17 protein-coding genes are annotated in these 15,105 nt (G+C 39.9%); 14 read left to right on the top strand and 3 right to left on the bottom strand.

The features are described from left to right. Position 1 precedes the first annotated feature (1 nt). On the bottom strand, positions 2-730 hold the full coding sequence (locus tag NRIC_RS09355; protein ID WP_227873779.1) for a LytR/AlgR family response regulator transcription factor: 729 nt from the start codon (positions 728-730) through the stop codon (positions 2-4). Between the two features lie 116 nt (positions 731-846). Here NRIC_RS09355 and NRIC_RS09350 point away from each other — a divergent pair, with 116 nt between their 5' ends. Both NRIC_RS09350 and NRIC_RS09345 read left to right on the top strand, forming a co-directional pair. Further along, complete coding sequence (locus NRIC_RS09350) at positions 847-1,608, top strand: ABC transporter ATP-binding protein (RefSeq protein WP_146622437.1); 762 nt, start codon at positions 847-849, stop codon at positions 1,606-1,608. After that, positions 1,589-3,688 carry an FtsX-like permease family protein gene (locus NRIC_RS09345; protein ID WP_146622436.1) on the top strand — a complete coding sequence of 700 codons (2,100 nt, stop codon included), beginning with the start codon at positions 1,589-1,591 and terminating at the stop codon, positions 3,686-3,688. Before NRIC_RS09350 ends, NRIC_RS09345 begins: the two co-directional genes overlap by 20 nt. 44 nt (positions 3,689-3,732) lie before the next feature. Here the strand turns inward: NRIC_RS09345 and NRIC_RS09340 are convergent, their stop codons facing one another. Continuing rightward, positions 3,733-4,911, bottom strand: coding sequence for an iron-containing alcohol dehydrogenase (locus NRIC_RS09340; RefSeq protein ID WP_146622435.1), 1,179 nt, complete (start codon positions 4,909-4,911; stop codon positions 3,733-3,735). A gap of 162 nt (positions 4,912-5,073) precedes the next feature. On the opposite strand from NRIC_RS09340, the gene NRIC_RS09335 reads away from it, so the two are divergent. Then, entirely contained in the window at positions 5,074-5,475 is a 402-nt protein-coding gene (locus NRIC_RS09335; protein ID WP_146622434.1) for an organic hydroperoxide resistance protein, read from the top strand. A gap of 680 nt (positions 5,476-6,155) precedes the next feature. On the opposite strand, the gene NRIC_RS09330 is transcribed toward NRIC_RS09335, so the two are convergent. Next, positions 6,156-7,490, bottom strand: a complete 1,335-nt coding sequence (locus tag NRIC_RS09330; RefSeq protein WP_146622433.1) for an amino acid permease — start codon at positions 7,488-7,490, stop codon at positions 6,156-6,158. 264 nt (positions 7,491-7,754) lie between these two features. Between NRIC_RS09330 and NRIC_RS09325 the strand changes: the two genes are divergently transcribed. From NRIC_RS09325 to nusB, 11 genes are all read left to right on the top strand, one after another. Further along, positions 7,755-8,003 carry a GlsB/YeaQ/YmgE family stress response membrane protein gene (locus tag NRIC_RS09325; protein ID WP_146622432.1) on the top strand — a complete coding sequence of 83 codons (249 nt, stop codon included), beginning with the start codon at positions 7,755-7,757 and terminating at the stop codon, positions 8,001-8,003. Between the two features lie 83 nt (positions 8,004-8,086). After that, complete coding sequence (locus NRIC_RS09320) at positions 8,087-8,299, top strand: hypothetical protein (RefSeq protein ID WP_146622431.1); 213 nt, start codon at positions 8,087-8,089, stop codon at positions 8,297-8,299. 113 nt (positions 8,300-8,412) lie between these two features. Continuing rightward, positions 8,413-9,111: an LCP family glycopolymer transferase gene (locus tag NRIC_RS09315; protein ID WP_146622430.1), complete on the top strand. Its 699-nt coding sequence runs from the start codon at positions 8,413-8,415 to the stop codon at positions 9,109-9,111. A gap of 218 nt (positions 9,112-9,329) precedes the next feature. Then, the gene (locus NRIC_RS09310) at positions 9,330-10,604 is read left to right on the top strand and encodes a M20/M25/M40 family metallo-hydrolase (RefSeq protein ID WP_146622429.1); all 1,275 of its coding nucleotides are present in this window, start codon (positions 9,330-9,332) and stop codon (positions 10,602-10,604) included. After that, positions 10,601-11,407 carry a DUF3100 domain-containing protein gene (locus NRIC_RS09305; RefSeq protein WP_146622428.1) on the top strand — a complete coding sequence of 269 codons (807 nt, stop codon included), beginning with the start codon at positions 10,601-10,603 and terminating at the stop codon, positions 11,405-11,407. Before NRIC_RS09310 ends, NRIC_RS09305 begins: the two co-directional genes overlap by 4 nt. After that, positions 11,388-11,876 carry a hypothetical protein gene (locus NRIC_RS09300; RefSeq protein ID WP_146622427.1) on the top strand — a complete coding sequence of 163 codons (489 nt, stop codon included), beginning with the start codon at positions 11,388-11,390 and terminating at the stop codon, positions 11,874-11,876. The genes NRIC_RS09305 and NRIC_RS09300 overlap by 20 nt, the downstream gene beginning before the upstream one ends. A 127-nt stretch (positions 11,877-12,003) precedes the next feature. Continuing rightward, positions 12,004-12,243 carry a GlsB/YeaQ/YmgE family stress response membrane protein gene (locus NRIC_RS09295; protein WP_146622426.1) on the top strand — a complete coding sequence of 80 codons (240 nt, stop codon included), beginning with the start codon at positions 12,004-12,006 and terminating at the stop codon, positions 12,241-12,243. A gap of 89 nt (positions 12,244-12,332) precedes the next feature. Beyond that, a complete protein-coding gene (locus tag NRIC_RS09290; RefSeq protein WP_146622425.1) occupies positions 12,333-13,397 on the top strand; it encodes a M24 family metallopeptidase in 1,065 nt (354 codons plus the stop codon). Between the two features lie 79 nt (positions 13,398-13,476). Then, positions 13,477-14,034 (top strand): elongation factor P, encoded by a 558-nt coding sequence (gene efp / locus NRIC_RS09285; protein WP_146622424.1) that lies wholly within the window; start codon positions 13,477-13,479, stop codon positions 14,032-14,034. A 156-nt stretch (positions 14,035-14,190) separates the two neighbouring features. Further along, positions 14,191-14,616 (top strand): Asp23/Gls24 family envelope stress response protein, encoded by a 426-nt coding sequence (locus NRIC_RS09280; protein WP_146622423.1) that lies wholly within the window; start codon positions 14,191-14,193, stop codon positions 14,614-14,616. Continuing rightward, entirely contained in the window at positions 14,609-15,067 is a 459-nt protein-coding gene (gene nusB, locus NRIC_RS09275) for a transcription antitermination factor NusB (RefSeq protein WP_146622422.1), read from the top strand. Before NRIC_RS09280 ends, nusB begins: the two co-directional genes overlap by 8 nt. Positions 15,068-15,105 lie beyond the last annotated feature (38 nt).

Genomic DNA, 15,105 nt, shown 5'->3' with positions numbered 1-15,105 from the left:
CCTAATTCAATATATTTTTTGCAAAAGTTATGTCAAGCTCGTGTTTGTATTTGCGACTGACAGGAAGTTTATCCTCCCCGCAAAAGACCCATGAGGACTCCACGACGGTGATGAAATTTAAATTAACTAAAAAACGGTTGTGGATTCGAATGAAAAAGTTCGGCAATTGGTCTTCGAGTTCGTTTAATTTTCCATAAAATGTAAGTTTATCATTAGAAAGATAAGTATGGATCACTCGTCGGTCACTTGAAAAATAACGCACTTTTTTTAAGTCTATTTTTGTACTGCCCGATTTTTGTTCAATCATAAAGTAAAAGTTGTTTTCAAGCTCGAGCTCTTCCAAAGCTTGGTGCAGAATTCTTTTTATTTGAGCATCTGTATACGGCTTTAGGATATAGTTCATTGCTTTCACTTCGTATCCGTGAAAAACAAAGTCAGCATAGGCAGTGATAAAGATGATCACCGCTCGTTGATTCCTTTTGCGGATTTCTCTTGCGGTTTCAATTCCGTTTAAGGTTTGCATTTCAATATCTAAGAAAAAAATGTCTGCTTCTTTTATATCCTCACTGTTTAGAAGCGCCTCTCCTGAGCAGTATTCATTGATTTCGTATGCATTCCCACGAAGCTGGAGTTCTGGTTCGATGATTTTCCGCAATGATTTTCGCATGATTCGTTCATCATCACAGCAAATAATTTGGATCATAAAGCTCTCCTTTAATCTTTTTCTCATTATACCACGTCCTTTTGACCAAAAATGACTGAAAAAGGGTCAACGATTACATTTTTCCGGATAGGTGAGACTGAGTGGTTTTAATAAACTGATAGTAAAGAAATGGAGGAATGAACATGTTAAGGGTGGATCATTTGTTTAAAAGTTATCAAACAGGGGATGTTCAATACGATGTATTAAAGGATGTGTCATTCAAAATCGATCAAAGTGAGTTTGTAGCGGTTATGGGACCTTCAGGAAGTGGAAAAACGACTTTGTTAAATTGTATTTCTTGTTTTATTCCCTACGAAAAAGGCGAAATTCGATTAGACGATGTTTTGCTAGAACGGCTTGATGAGGAAGCGATGGCCGGAGTTCGGAATAAAAAGCTGGGGTTTGTATTTCAAGATTTCATGTTATTAGACGGCTTGACTATTTTTGAAAATGTTTGCGTACCTAAAATTATTACTAAAGCACCTTACCGTCCAATGGTACAAAAGGTTGATAAACTATTGAAGTTATTTGGAATCAGCGAGATTGCTGATAAGTATCCCGTAGAAATCTCTGGTGGTCAAAAACAGCGAACGGCGGTAGCAAGGGCGTTGATGAATGATCCATTGATATTGTTAGCAGACGAGCCAACTGGAAATTTAGACAGCAAATCTCGAGATACAGTAATCGAGGCATTTATAGAAGCCAAAAATACGTTAGGAGCAACGATTTTCATGGTCACTCATGACACCTTTTCCGCCAGTTATTGCGACCGCGTATTGGTCATGAAGGATGGAAAGATCTTCACAGAACTGGTACGTACGGGGTCTCATCATGACTTTTTTGATGAACTGCTTCAGGCTTTAAAGGAACTGGAGGAGAGTACCTATGAAGCTAACCATGCCTAGTCTTTTAAAAAAGCTTAGAAAATACAATTTTCGCCAGTATGCGCAGTTTCTTTTTTGTGTCACTTTTTCGGTACTGTTAGTTACCTCTTATGCGGTGATGCTGTACAGCACGCTCGTCCAAAGAACGTTCCCAGAGGGTGGGGACAGCCGAAAACAAATCTGGATGATTTTCGCAGTCGCTTTGCTGGGGTGTTTGATCTTCATCATGTATTCAACGAGTCTTTTTCTAAAATACAAAAGTAGAGAGACTGGTGTATTTCTAGCATTGGGCGCTAAGAAAAGCTATTTGGCCAAACAATTAACCAATGAAATACTTCGGCTGATGGGTTCTTGTATTTTAATGGGAATCATAGGCGGAATAGGTATAGCTTTATTGATCTGGCAGCTTTGCAAACTGTTTCTAAAGGATCTGGAGAGCATGGTATTCGGCTTTACCTTGAACGGGGTATTCATCGGGATAGCCTTTGGAATGAGTGCGTTAGTTCTGGTATTGATCCAAGTGATTCTTTTTGCAAAACGAACAGATGTCATGGAGATTTTGTATCATCATCAAAAAAATGAGCCTTTGAAAATGGTGAATAAAAGAAATGGTGTGTTCGGTGTTCTCATGCTTTTTTCTGGGTTGTTTTTGGGATTTGTCGTTCCCATGATTGCGGGGACTGTTTTTAATCGAAATTTATCCGGGATATGGAGTGTGACTTATCTTCTGTCACTGGTAGGGATCTATCGAATCATGACCTATATGATTATGAAAAACAAGCCTGGAAAAAATCCTCAACACTATTATAATCGACTGATTTCATCAAGCATGATGAAATTCCAAGGACGACAAATGGTTCGCAATATGTCTATTACCGTATTATTGTTGGCAGCAGCGATGTTTAGCAGCTTTTATGCACCACAATTGTCTACAGCAAATCAACCAGTTTTGAAAAGTCCCGTTGATTATGGGCTGCACTATCCAGCAACGGAAGATGAAATAGATAAAAAAGATTTAAACCATCTGGCCAAGGAGTATGGTGTTACGATAAGCGACTATAGAGAAATAGTTTTTTCTGAGCTTTTAGCCAGTGGGGTCGAACGCGATTGGACAGATGATGGAAAATTGATTGAGACTCACGTTGAGGATTATCAGTTAGCTGATTTTATCGATAGTACGACGTTTAATAAGCAAACGAATAACCAGGTATCACTGAATCAAGGACAATACTATAAGGTGAACTTTACCGAACAGGCGGAGAGTTTTTATGAAAAAAATGATGACCTGGATCAAGTCACTAATCCTTTAACAAAGCAAAAATTGAAATTACGGTTTAAGGGCACGATCGAGTGTCAGGAATTAACGAATAACGGGAATCAACGATACATTCTAAATGATTCAGATTATCAAATGATTCGTGCAGGATTATCCAAAGAATATCAGAACCAACAAATTCTGTTCAATGTGTCTGATTTAGAAGCTTCTTATCCCTTCGCCAAGGCAGTATATAAACAATTTGTTGATCAGGCTTCAAAGAAAATGGCCGTTTCTAAAGAGTATGATAGATATCAGCATGCCAAAGCTCTTGCTGAAAATCGGCAAGCAAATGGCCTATCTTCCATGAATCTTTCTGAAGAAAGTAGAGATTTGATGGAATATTGGAAGTATTATCCGACTATCAAGATCATCTATCAGAAAGAATTTGTTCGCAACACCTTTGTATTTTTCCTGGTTTTCATTTATGTAGCGGTGATTTGTTTAGCAGCGGTAGGTGTTATCCTTTATACGCGGAGCGCAACGATGGGCATAATGAATAAGCAGCTTTTTGATGATTTAAAACGCTTAGGAGCAAACAATCAATACATCAAGCAATGTATCACTCGACAACTAAACATGATTTTTATTGTTCCTGCAGTCGTGGCAACCGTATTAATCAGTGTTTTTACAGGTTTGATGTTTTGGATGAATGACAATCAACTCAGTAGTAGCGAAATCAGTGCTGCAAAAATGGATGTCGCAATTGTTTTAATGATAGCCGCTTTCCTAGGAATCATTTACTATGCTTCGATGCGTAAAATAAAACAAATTCTAGACATTTAAAAAATCAACAGCCTGATGAGGGCTGTTGATTTTTTAAATAGGGTCTAGTTTTCTAACTCTTTGGCGACTTCATACGTGCGATCGATGATCCATTTTGCTCCTGCATCATCTAGCTTACGGGCTGACGTTTCGGTGGAAGGGTCCTCCTGAGCCAGCTGGATGATTTGATACATTTTTTCTGGCTCTGCTTCTGCATCGGTAATGCTGCTCAAGCCCATTTCTTTTGCTAATTGCCAAATAACTCTTCCTGTTTTGCGTGCAATTTCTTTAGCATCATCCTTTGAAGAATAATCAACTTCAAACAGATCAGCGATCCATCGGATTTCTTCGGATTTTTCTTCGCTAACAAACTCCAACACAGCAGGCATGAAGATTGCACAGCTGTTTCCGTGGGGAACATGGTAAACTGCGCCTAACGAATGAGCGAAAGAATGAATCAAGGATACGCTGGCACCAGTGATGATCAATCCACCGATGGCTGAGGCAGCCATCATGTCGGTTCGTGCCTCGATATTATCGCCATTATAAACTACTTCTTTAATACTCTTTCTAAACAAGCTTACTCCATAAGCGCTTTGGTACTTGGTAAACGCATTTGCTTTGATTGAGATAAAGCCATCTAGTGCATGTGATAAAGCATCAAATCCAGTTGCGGCAGTGACTTCAGGAGGGACACCCAAGGTCAGCTCCGGGTCGATCAATGCAATATCGACTTCCAAGCCATCGCCTTCAAGAGCAATTTTGGTGTCTTCTTCAGTTAGAGTGACCACGGCTCCGCGAGTAGATTCACTACCGGTTCCAGCAGTAGTTGGAATAGCGATCAAAAAGATTCCAGGTTTTTGTTTTCCTCCGCGGTCTAAATAATCATTGATTTTCCCGCCATTTGTTAACAGTAAGCTCACACCTTTAGCTGTATCGATGGCGCTCCCGCCGCCTAGAGCAACAATGCTGTCTACGTTTTGCTCAGCGGCAAATTTGGCCAATTCATTGATCGTGCGGTCTGGCGGATCTTCCTGAATTTGATTATTCTCCACGACTTCAATTCCAGCGTCTTTTATATATTCGGCAATTTCTTGGCTGATTCCTGCTTCTTCGATTCCTTCATCAAAAAGTAAAAGTGTTTTTTTCTTTTCTGCATCCGCTAATTTGTTTCCTACTTCTTTGGCTATTCCTCGGTCAAAATTAATCGGGGCAGTCGTTCGGTAGGGCATATGGGCAGTCATTAAATCTTCTCCTTTTTTCTTGGCTACAGTGACAGTTTCTATAGTCACTATAGAGAAAAATGAAATGAGGTAAAAGAAATATGCCTAAGGTTCGAGCAAGTTCTTTGTCAAATGTTAGAAAGAACCTTACACTAAAAGAAGAAAATGAAGGGAGAAACGGCTATGAAAAAGCAATATGAAACAACAATGATCAATCGTGGTGGACGTCAAGGTGAAGTCGAAGCACCTAATGGAAAAATGCATATGAAGGTGGAACCGCCTTCAATCCACGCCGAGGGAACGAATCCTGAACAACTTTTTGCAGCAGGATATGCTTCTTGTTTCAATGGTGCTGTTCAACATATGTTAAAAGAACATCAATTAGAATCTGATTCTGAAGTCAAAGCGAGAGTATCATTGTACAAATCAGATGAAGGCGGTTATGAGATCGGTGTTGTTTTAGAAACATCACTTCCAGGAATCGAAAAATCAGAGGCAGAAAAAATCGTTGAAGAAGCTCATGAATTTTGTCCGTATTCCAAGGCAACACGAGGAAACATCGAAGTCGATGTCGAATTAGTTTAATCAATGACGATCAAACAGATCCTTTCGAGGGTCTGTTTTTTTATTTGTATGTATCTAATGAACTAGGTAAAAAAAATTTTTGAATCTAAAGAGTTATTCTTAATTGAACGTAACGAAGATCAGGTAGTGCTTTACAAAATGATAACTGGTATATATTCCTACAAATGGAATTATTATCACTTTTGAAGGGAGAGACAACATGAGAGAATAGTTTGTGGCGCTCGTTGGGACTTTCATGTTAGTGTTTTTAGGAACTGCACTGTGGCAATTGCTTAAGGAGATACACACTAACTATCGGATTTGCTTTTGGTTTAACGATACCCAGTATGGCTTATTCACTAGGAGGCATCACAGAAGGAAAGTTCAATTCTGGTAGATCGATCGCTATGGTGATCACAATAAGCGTTTAGCCATCAAAGGCGGCATCTGTAGTTATAAGCGTAATATTAGGCCTTTTTGATGATCGTTGCGCTGAATCTGACCGCAGGCTCCTTAAATGATGCGCAGCCTAGAACCAGCGGTAGTTGCTGGAGAGATAGCCCTATCCCATTAGTGGGGCATCTAATCGCGCCAATCGCTGCGCCTGCTGCGAAATGGATGGGGCAGTAAAAATAGAAAAGCATTCGTATGACTGCTCTAAACGCCGATTCTAGCTTTTGAGACAGCATACGAATGCTTATTTATTTGGCCTTATAAACAAAAGAGTGGTGCTTTCTTTGATAGCTTAAAAGAATCAATACGTACATAGCTGCCGTCAAAAGGGTTACACTGATTGGATTATTGATCAAAATTCCTGCAAAAATCAGAAGTAAAGTCACGATCGCCGCACCGCTGAAGATTTTTTCCATCCATCTGCCTTTCTTTAAAGCAAGCAGGAAAGCAGCAACACTGATCAGCAACCAGGTTAATAAAACTGAATAAGAGAGTGATCCTACTAAATAATTGAACAATTTATTTCCTAAAAAATAGGATAACACGACCCCAAAATACAAAGTACCTGTACAAAATAATACTGCTCTTTGCGGAATCTGATGCTTATTTAATGTAGCCAATTTGCCTACAACTCCTGAGTTTTCTTTCAACCGGAAATACAATGTTCTAGATGAAGCATAAACGCCCGAATTGATAGATGAAAACAACGCTAATACGATCACAAAATTAATGATATCTGTTGCAAAAGGCAGATGCATCTTTTCGAAAACCAAGACGAAAGGACTGGCTTGCAAATGTGCCAGGGTATTCCAAGGATAAATAATTAACAATAAAAACATGGGAATGATATAAAACGAAACGATTCTTCCCATCACTCCCTTGATTGCTTTTGGGATAGCTGTTTTGGGATCTTCGGTCTCGCTCACTGTAATAGCAATCAGTTCTGATCCGCCATAGGAATAGATAACTACTAACAATGAATTGACAAGCCCTTTCACTCCATGTGGGGCAAAACCTCCGTGACTATTCATGTGCTGAAAGGTTGATACGATTCCAATATCAAAGACTTCTTTTCCTACTAAAAAAATACCTAAGATGATCAATAGGATGATTACTGTAATTTTGGCAAAAGCCAGCCAATACTCTGTTTCAGCAAACAATCGTACGGAATACAAATTAATTGCCGTCGTTAACAGAGCTAAAATCAGCACAAATAACCAAGCTGGAACATGTGGGAACCATAATTGCAAAAAGCTTGAGGCAGCTACCGCTTCGGCAATGATGTTGACCATCCACAGCGACCAGTACAGCCAATCAATGAAGTCGGCAGATCGCTCCCCTAATACAGGTTGAACGATACCGGATAGACCATGGACATTTTCACTCTCTAAAATCAATCGGCCCAAGCCGCTCATTACGATAAATAATACAAGTCCACCTAAAAAGAAGGCCAATAATACGGAAGGCCCTGCGATTCCGATTGCTTCACCACTTCCCTTAAATAAGCCGGCACCGATTGCACCGCCTAAAGCTAACATTGTGATATGGCGAGAAGTCATTTGCTTCTGCAATTTTTTTTCCATTGTGCATCCTCTTTTCAATCCTATCAAATCGTCAATAGATTTGAAATATTCTGAAATTTTCAACAATAATATCAGAGATCTTGGAATGCTTTTTCCTTATGAGTGTTTTTTTATGTAAGTTTTATGTCATTTTCAAATTTACGATCATTTTTTTTATATATAACCAAAAAAATCGGTAAGACTGAGCATATTTTTGGAAGTATGTTTAGGAACGGAGTAACATAATAGGTGTAATCAGACTTTATAAAAAGGAGGTAGAGAACTATGGGTTGGTTATGGACCATTCTTATAGGTGCATTGATCGGTGTGATCGCAGGAGCTATCACAAATCGCGGAGGTTCTATGGGCTGGATCGCTAATATTTTAGCTGGTTTGATTGGGTCTTCTATCGGACAAGCACTGCTAGGTTCTTGGGGACCTCAATTGGCAGGGATGGCACTTATTCCATCAATTATTGGAGCAGTGATCGTTGTTGCGGTGGTTTCCTTTTTTGTAGGAAGAAGCAAAGCGTAACTGTGTATGTATCAATCGATCAAAACTGTCGGCATCTAGTCAATTAATATTGGACGATGTCGACTTTTTTTAGGAGGAAGACGATGTTTACAGAACAATGGGAAGAAGATTTGGAGCGCAGAAAAGCAAAAGAGGCCGAGTTGGAAAAGCGGACCCTGGCATTTCGTGAAAGTTATGAAAATGGCGATATGACTGAAGAGGAATATCAACAGACGATAAATCAAGCTTTTGATTTTGCGGAACCTCAAGATACATGGGTTCCCATTGAAGAAGAGGGTCCAGAAGAGCCTTTATAAATAACGGAGTGAGGGGAACAAGAAGTGAAGCTTGTTTCCCTCTTTCTTCAGTCTAATGACGGATATTCTTAAAAGAAAGCATTTGGTATACTATGGGACAAGGAGGAGATAGGATGCGTGTGCTGTTTATTTTTGAGGACGGGGAGCGTTCTAGTTTTTTTGTGTACAAGCTTCATGGGAGAGACAATGCATTAATTCGCGTATCTCCTGAGGTTCCATTAAAAGGAATAACGTTAGGAATGCTTTATACAAAGGTAGATATCAAGAAGTTTTTATATTATTTTTCAACGGCTTTCGCAATTGAGGTGACCAAGTATTTGATTTTAAAAAAGTCAGACAGCTTACTGGCCATTGCAGAAGCAGGTTTGGAGAATGACAGAAAGATGTCTGTCTATAGTCCAAAAAGTTTTGTTTCTGAAAAGACGGGTACAGCGTTCGTCGCGGGAGAACAACGATTGACTTTAAAAGAGATCGAAGCGTATATCGAGTATCAAGTTGATCGAGATGGAAAAATGGACGTTTTTGAACGGCAGGAAGACATTATTCGATTGATGAAGCGTAAAACCGTACGACCGTCACTGTCTTCAGTCACAAAGCATTATGGTACAGTCAAAGAGTTTTCAGGAAGCAATTTGAATTTGAAAGACATGTTGAAAATGGGTACAGGTTATTTGGCGAAGGGAAGTGCTCATATGAAAAAGGAAATGATCCCTGCAGAAGGAAGCTATCAATTGTCTAAGGATTTTCCATATCGAGTAATCCGTATCGATTGGGAAAAGAACCCGTATGCTTTAAAAAAGGAATTTAGATGATTTTAGGAAAGGGACGCTGATTTTTGAGTGCAAATTGTTTTTAGTTTCTAAGTGGAGAGAGAAGAGCAGGACCGTTGAAAGGTCCTTTTTTTTGTGTGTCAGAAATTGGATCCTTTTGCTTTTTGAGTCAAAAATGTTCGGAATTATGAAAAGAGTCATTGCTTATAGAATTTGTAAAGGGTACTATTTAAGTATATTTATTATGAAAGGAAATAGCTATGACAATTTTTACTGACTATCATCAGCGGTTATTGGACATTACGACTGATTTGTTTTTTCATCCAGAACTAGGATATAAAGAAACAAGAACAAGGGCAAAAATCATGGAAGAGCTGCGAACGATCAATCCGGCGATTGATTTTTCAGAATTTTCTGAAACAGGATTCAAAACATATTTATCGACAGATAAGAAAACAACGATGGCCTTTATTGCTGAGTTGGATGCGGTTTATGCCCCCACGCATTTTCAGGCAGATCCGGCAACGGGAGCAGCACATAATTGTGGTCATTTTACACAAGTCGCTATCGCACTGGCTTTATATCAGTACTATATGAAGACTAGAGCTTACGAACAATTAGACTTTAATCTTTGTTTCGTGTTCGTTCCTGCAGAAGAATATTTGGATCTAGATTATCGCAAAGAGTTGAGAGATAAAGGAACGATCCAATTTTTGGGTGGAAAACCAGAAGCCATGGCACTAGGTGTATTTGATGATATCGACTTTGGTGTCTGCGTTCATGCGATCGGGGAGTATTTTGAACGGCCAACGATCGAAGTGAACTGTGATTTAGCGGGATTTATGTATAAAAAATACCATTTTAGCGGAAAAGCGGCGCATGCCGGCTTTGATCCGTTCTCTGGAATCAATGCGTACAGCATCTCTACCTTGTTCAATACGGCCATCGGGTTAAGTCGACAGCAGTTTAAGGACACAGAATCAATTCGTATCAATCCGATTGTGATGAACAGTGACATGTCTACGAATGTCGTTCCGAATAAAATAACGGTTGGAACTGATTTGCGTTGCAAAACCCTTGAATATATGCCTGAGGTCGCAAGAAAACTCGATTTAGCAGCGAAGGGCAGTGCATCTGCTTTAGAAGGCGAGGTTGCGATCGAGACGGAGATGGGGTACCTTCCTTTTATTCAAGATCGTTATTTAAATCATTTTGTTGAAAAAGCTTTTGAAAAATTTGATGCAATTCCAGATATTATTGATGATCGTGGAGGAATTGCAGCAGCAGGAGATATTGGCGACTTGGCCTTTATGATTCCTTGCATTCAAATAAGCTATGGAGGATTTGAAGGGACGATCCATGGAGATGATTTTAAACTGATTGATTCTGAGTTTGTACTTGCGACCTTTCCTGAGTTTTTAACGACTGTTTTTGAAGAGATGTCAGGAAATTTAGATGAATCAAGACTTTATCGCCGTTCCTTTGAAGAGTACCAAGGATTGATTCATACGATAAATGATGGAGGAGTTTCATGAAAAAAGAACTAGGGTTGTTAATTGGATTTGTCTTACTCGTCGTCGCGATGGCAGAACTGATCGGAATGCAATTTATCACGTTGGGGAATACGACGATCACCGTATTACCATTGGTTTTTTCTGTTTTGGCTGCAATGCTTTTAGGCTTGCCGATGGTCAGAAAAGGGATATTGGCTACCATCTATTCGAAAGGAAACATTCAATTTTCTGCAAAATATTTGTTGTATATCATGCTGCCTCTAATGGCACGTTACGGAGCAGATGTTGCTCCTCGGCTAAGAGAAATTTTAACGGTCGGCTGGGTATTTTTGTTTCAAGAGCTGGGCAATGTGGGAACAGTGCTGTTAGGACTTCCAGTAGCGATCATGCTAGGGCTGCGCAGAGAAGCGATTGGCGCTACACTAGGACTTGGCCGTGAAGGAGAGCTGGCCTATATCTCGGAGAAATATACCTTGGATTCTCCAGAAGGACGTGGTGTACTTTCTTTGTATTTGATCGGAACGTTGTTTGGATCGATCTTCTTCAGTATCTTTGCTCCGATAATGGCCGGGTTCGGTCTGGACTATCGAGCACTCGCTATGAGCTCAGGTGTCGGATCGGCCAGTATGATGACGGCCGCTTCGTCATCCTTGATTGCTTTAATGCCTGAGAATGAAACGACGATTGCTGCCTATGCAGCAGCGAGTCAGCTTTTAACGAGCTTTATTGGTACGTACACCATGGTTTTTGTTGCTGTGCCGTTGCAGCGTTTTATGTACAATTTACTAACAGGAGGATCACGCCGTGGAAAAGAAGCAGCCTAATGAATACATCAAAATCTCTTTCGTTTTGTTATTGAGTGTTTGTCTGATTTTATTTACACAAACGATTAAATTAGTTAGAAATCCAGCGTCGACCCCTATTACTTTTCAAACGATTCAAGGCTTGGTTGTTTTGTGGAGTTTTTCGATGATCGGGGTGTTTGTATCATCACTGGTCAAAAAAACGCGAATCAAAGTACTGGCTGACTTTCCTATTTTGGGCTGGGTATCGCTGGTTTCCTTGTTTTTTTGCTTATTGTCGGATTTTTTTGTACAAGCAATCGCTGGAGTGGATTTTTTGTCTATCACTACACCGATTTTAGCTTTTGCCGGATTATCAGTGGCAGATAGCTTAATGGATCTAAGAAAAACCTCATGGAAGGTCGCTATCGTAGCTGTTTTCGTTTTTATTGGAACTTATTTAGGTAGTGCAATGATCGCACAAATCGGCTTGCTTCTTTCAGGCAAATAAATCTATTCATCAAACTTATCTTAGAGCACCCTCAAAAGTGATGTTTACTCTAAAGAGTTAACAGAGGAGTAATCGATTCATTTGTGCTACACTTTTTGTATAAAAGAAAAGTGTAGGAGGAAATACGATGAGTTGGTTATGGACATTAATCGTCGGTGCCGTTATAGGAATGATTGGCGGATCACTGGCTGGTGGAAAAAAGAATGGGTGCGTGTTCAACGTGATTGCCGGCCTAGTCGGTTCTTCAGTGGGCCAAGCGTTGTTTGGTTATTGGGGACCGCAAGTTGCAGGAATGGCCTTGATTCCTTCCATATTAGGAGCAGTGATAGTTGTTGCAGTCGTATCGTTTTTCTTTAATAAGTCTTAAGCTGGAGCAATAGTTGTTCCAGTTTTTTCATTCTTTTTGGGCATTTTTCAAGGTTTTGATATAATAAAAAAGGAAATGAGGGAAACTGTATGATTGATCGAATAAACAGAGTAAGAAAAGCGATGCAAAAAGATGTCTTAGATGGATATTTAGTCAGCAGTCCGGCCAACCTTAGATATTTGACGAATTTCACCGGTACGGCTGGAATAGCGCTGATAACACCGGATGACGCCTTTTTTATCACAGATTTTCGTTATATGGAGCAGGCCGCTGAACAAACAAGCGGGTTAAAGATCCTTCAGCATCAAGGGGATATTATTGGAGAGATCTCTTCTTTGATTGATCAAAAGCAGCTCTCTTCAATGGGATTTGAAGATCAGTTTGTGTCGTTTGCCGAATATTCTCTCTATGAGGAATTTTTTGATGTAGAACTGGCACCAGCAAGTGGATTGATCGAACGGTTAAGAGAAAAAAAGGAACAGTCTGAAATTGAAACAATATCAAAGGCTTGTCAGATCGCCGATGCAGCCTATGAGCATGTGCTAAAAATGATTCGTCCAGGTATGACGGAGATAGAAGTTGCGAATCAATTAGACTTTTTCATGCGTTCGTTGGGAGCTTCCGGCACCTCTTTTGAAACCATCGTTGCTTCTGGGGTTCGCTCTGCATTGCCGCATGGTGTCGCTAGTAACAAAGTCATCGCAGAAGGAGAAATGATTACTCTTGACTTCGGTTGTTACTACCAAGGGTATGTTTCAGATATTACTCGAACCTTCGCGATCGGTGATCCCGGAGAAAAACTAAAGGAGATCTATCATATTGTCCTAACGGCACAAAATATGGTTTTAACCGAAGCAAAAGCAGGTATTACAGGGAACCAATTGGATCAAGTTGCACGAACATATATTTCTGAGCAGGGCTATGGTGAAGCGTTTGGTCATTCGACGGGGCATGGGATAGGGCTGGAAATTCATGAAGGGCCAACCATCAGTCGAATGAATGAGTTTTCTTTAGAAATTGGAAATGTGATTACAGATGAGCCTGGAATTTATATCCCTGATTTAGGCGGTGTACGTATTGAGGATGACTTAGTGGTTTTGGAGAACGGAAATCACGCATTGACCCATGCGCCTAAGGAACTGATCATTCTGTAGTAGATGTAGCATAAGTGTACGAGAAATGATAAACTAGAACCAAATCTGTTAAGGCATCAGGAGTGAAGGGGGAAGATACATGATCTCAGTAAATGATTTTAAAACGGGACTAACGATAGAAGTCGATGGCGATATTTGGCGGGTCGTGGAGTTCCAGCATGTGAAGCCTGGAAAAGGAGCGGCTTTTGTACGCTCAAAATTGAAAAATCTTCGCACTGGAGGCGTTCAGGAAAAAACATTTCGTGCGGGAGAAAAAGTGGCCAAAGCACAGATCGATAATCGCAAAATGCAGTATTTATATGATGATGGCGGAAATTATGTGTTCATGGATATGGAAAACTATGAACAAATCGAAATTCCTCAAGATCGAATCGAAGATGAGATGCGTTATGTATTGGTCAATACTGAAATCAACATCATTATGTATGGTAGTGAAATTTTAGGTATTGATTTGCCCAATACAGTCACTCTTGAAGTAGCAGAAACTGAACCGAATATAAAAGGAGACACCTCCTCTGGCGGTTCAAAGCCAGCGATCATGGAAACCGGACTCACGGTAAATGTTCCGTTTTTTGTGAATCAGGGAGATAAATTGATCGTCAATACTCAGGACGGAAGTTATGTTTCACGGGCATAGTTCAAATAGTTTCAACTTTTCGTAGCATGAAAAGAAATTTTTATATATAATCAAACATGCCAAAATGAAGTACCAACGAACATCGGTTATTCAAACATGAGATGAATAAAGGCGTGAACTAGAAACACCTTAGTATGAATTAAGGAGAGAGTCAGCATGGCAGATGAAAAAAAATTAGTATTAGGCGAAAGCCAAGAACTTGGAGAAATTATTATTGCCCCCGAGGTTATCGAAGTCATTATCGGAATTGCGGCATCAAAGGTTGATGGTGTGTATGGCATGCGCGGTTCTCTTGCCAGTAATGTGACCGAATTATTGGGGAAATCGGCGCACGGAAAAGGCGTTTATTTAACGAATGATGAAGAAGGTCTTAAAGTAGACATTTATACCTACTTAGAATACGGTATCTCTGTACCAAAAGTGGCTATGGATATGCAGGAGAGAGTAAAACAGCAAGTCTTGTTTATGACAGATGTATCTTTAAGTGAAGTCAACATCCACGTGGTCGGAGTTGTTGCAGAGAAAATGGAACAACCGACCCTTGAAGAATTATTCAATGATGAAGAGGAAAATAATGAGTAAAGAATTGTCACGTCACGAAATCCGCGAAAAGGCGCTGCAAGCCTTGTTTCCGTTGGATTTTAATCAAGAGCTAACTAAGAAGGACGCCATTAATCATGCGCTGAGTTTGGATCAAGCAGATTGGGTAAGCGAAGAAGAAGATGCGTTTGTACCTGCTTATTTGGATGAATTAGTGGGTGGAGTCGTTTCAAAGACAACCGAGCTTGATCAAATTATTCAGTCGCATTTGCGTTCTAACTGGTCGATTCAACGGATATCAAAAATGGATTTGATTATTCTACGTTTAGGAATCTACGAGATGATGTACAACGAAAAGGTTCCCAATAAAGTTGTTTTGAACGAGGCAATCGAACTTGCGAAAACGTTTAGCGACGATCAGTCTAGAAAATTTGTCAACGGCATTTTATCCAATGTCATGAAAGAAATCGATGAAGCTGGGAAAAATAGCTGATGCTGCTATTTTTTCCAGCTTTCTTTCCAATTACATCG

It is taken from the genome of Enterococcus florum, from assembly GCF_004309355.1.
In the GTDB taxonomy this organism is placed as follows: Bacteria; Bacillota; Bacilli; order Lactobacillales; family Enterococcaceae; genus Enterococcus_A; species Enterococcus_A florum.
The sequence above is the reverse complement of the archived record's forward strand: the minus strand, read 5'-3'. Positions and strand labels throughout refer to the sequence as shown.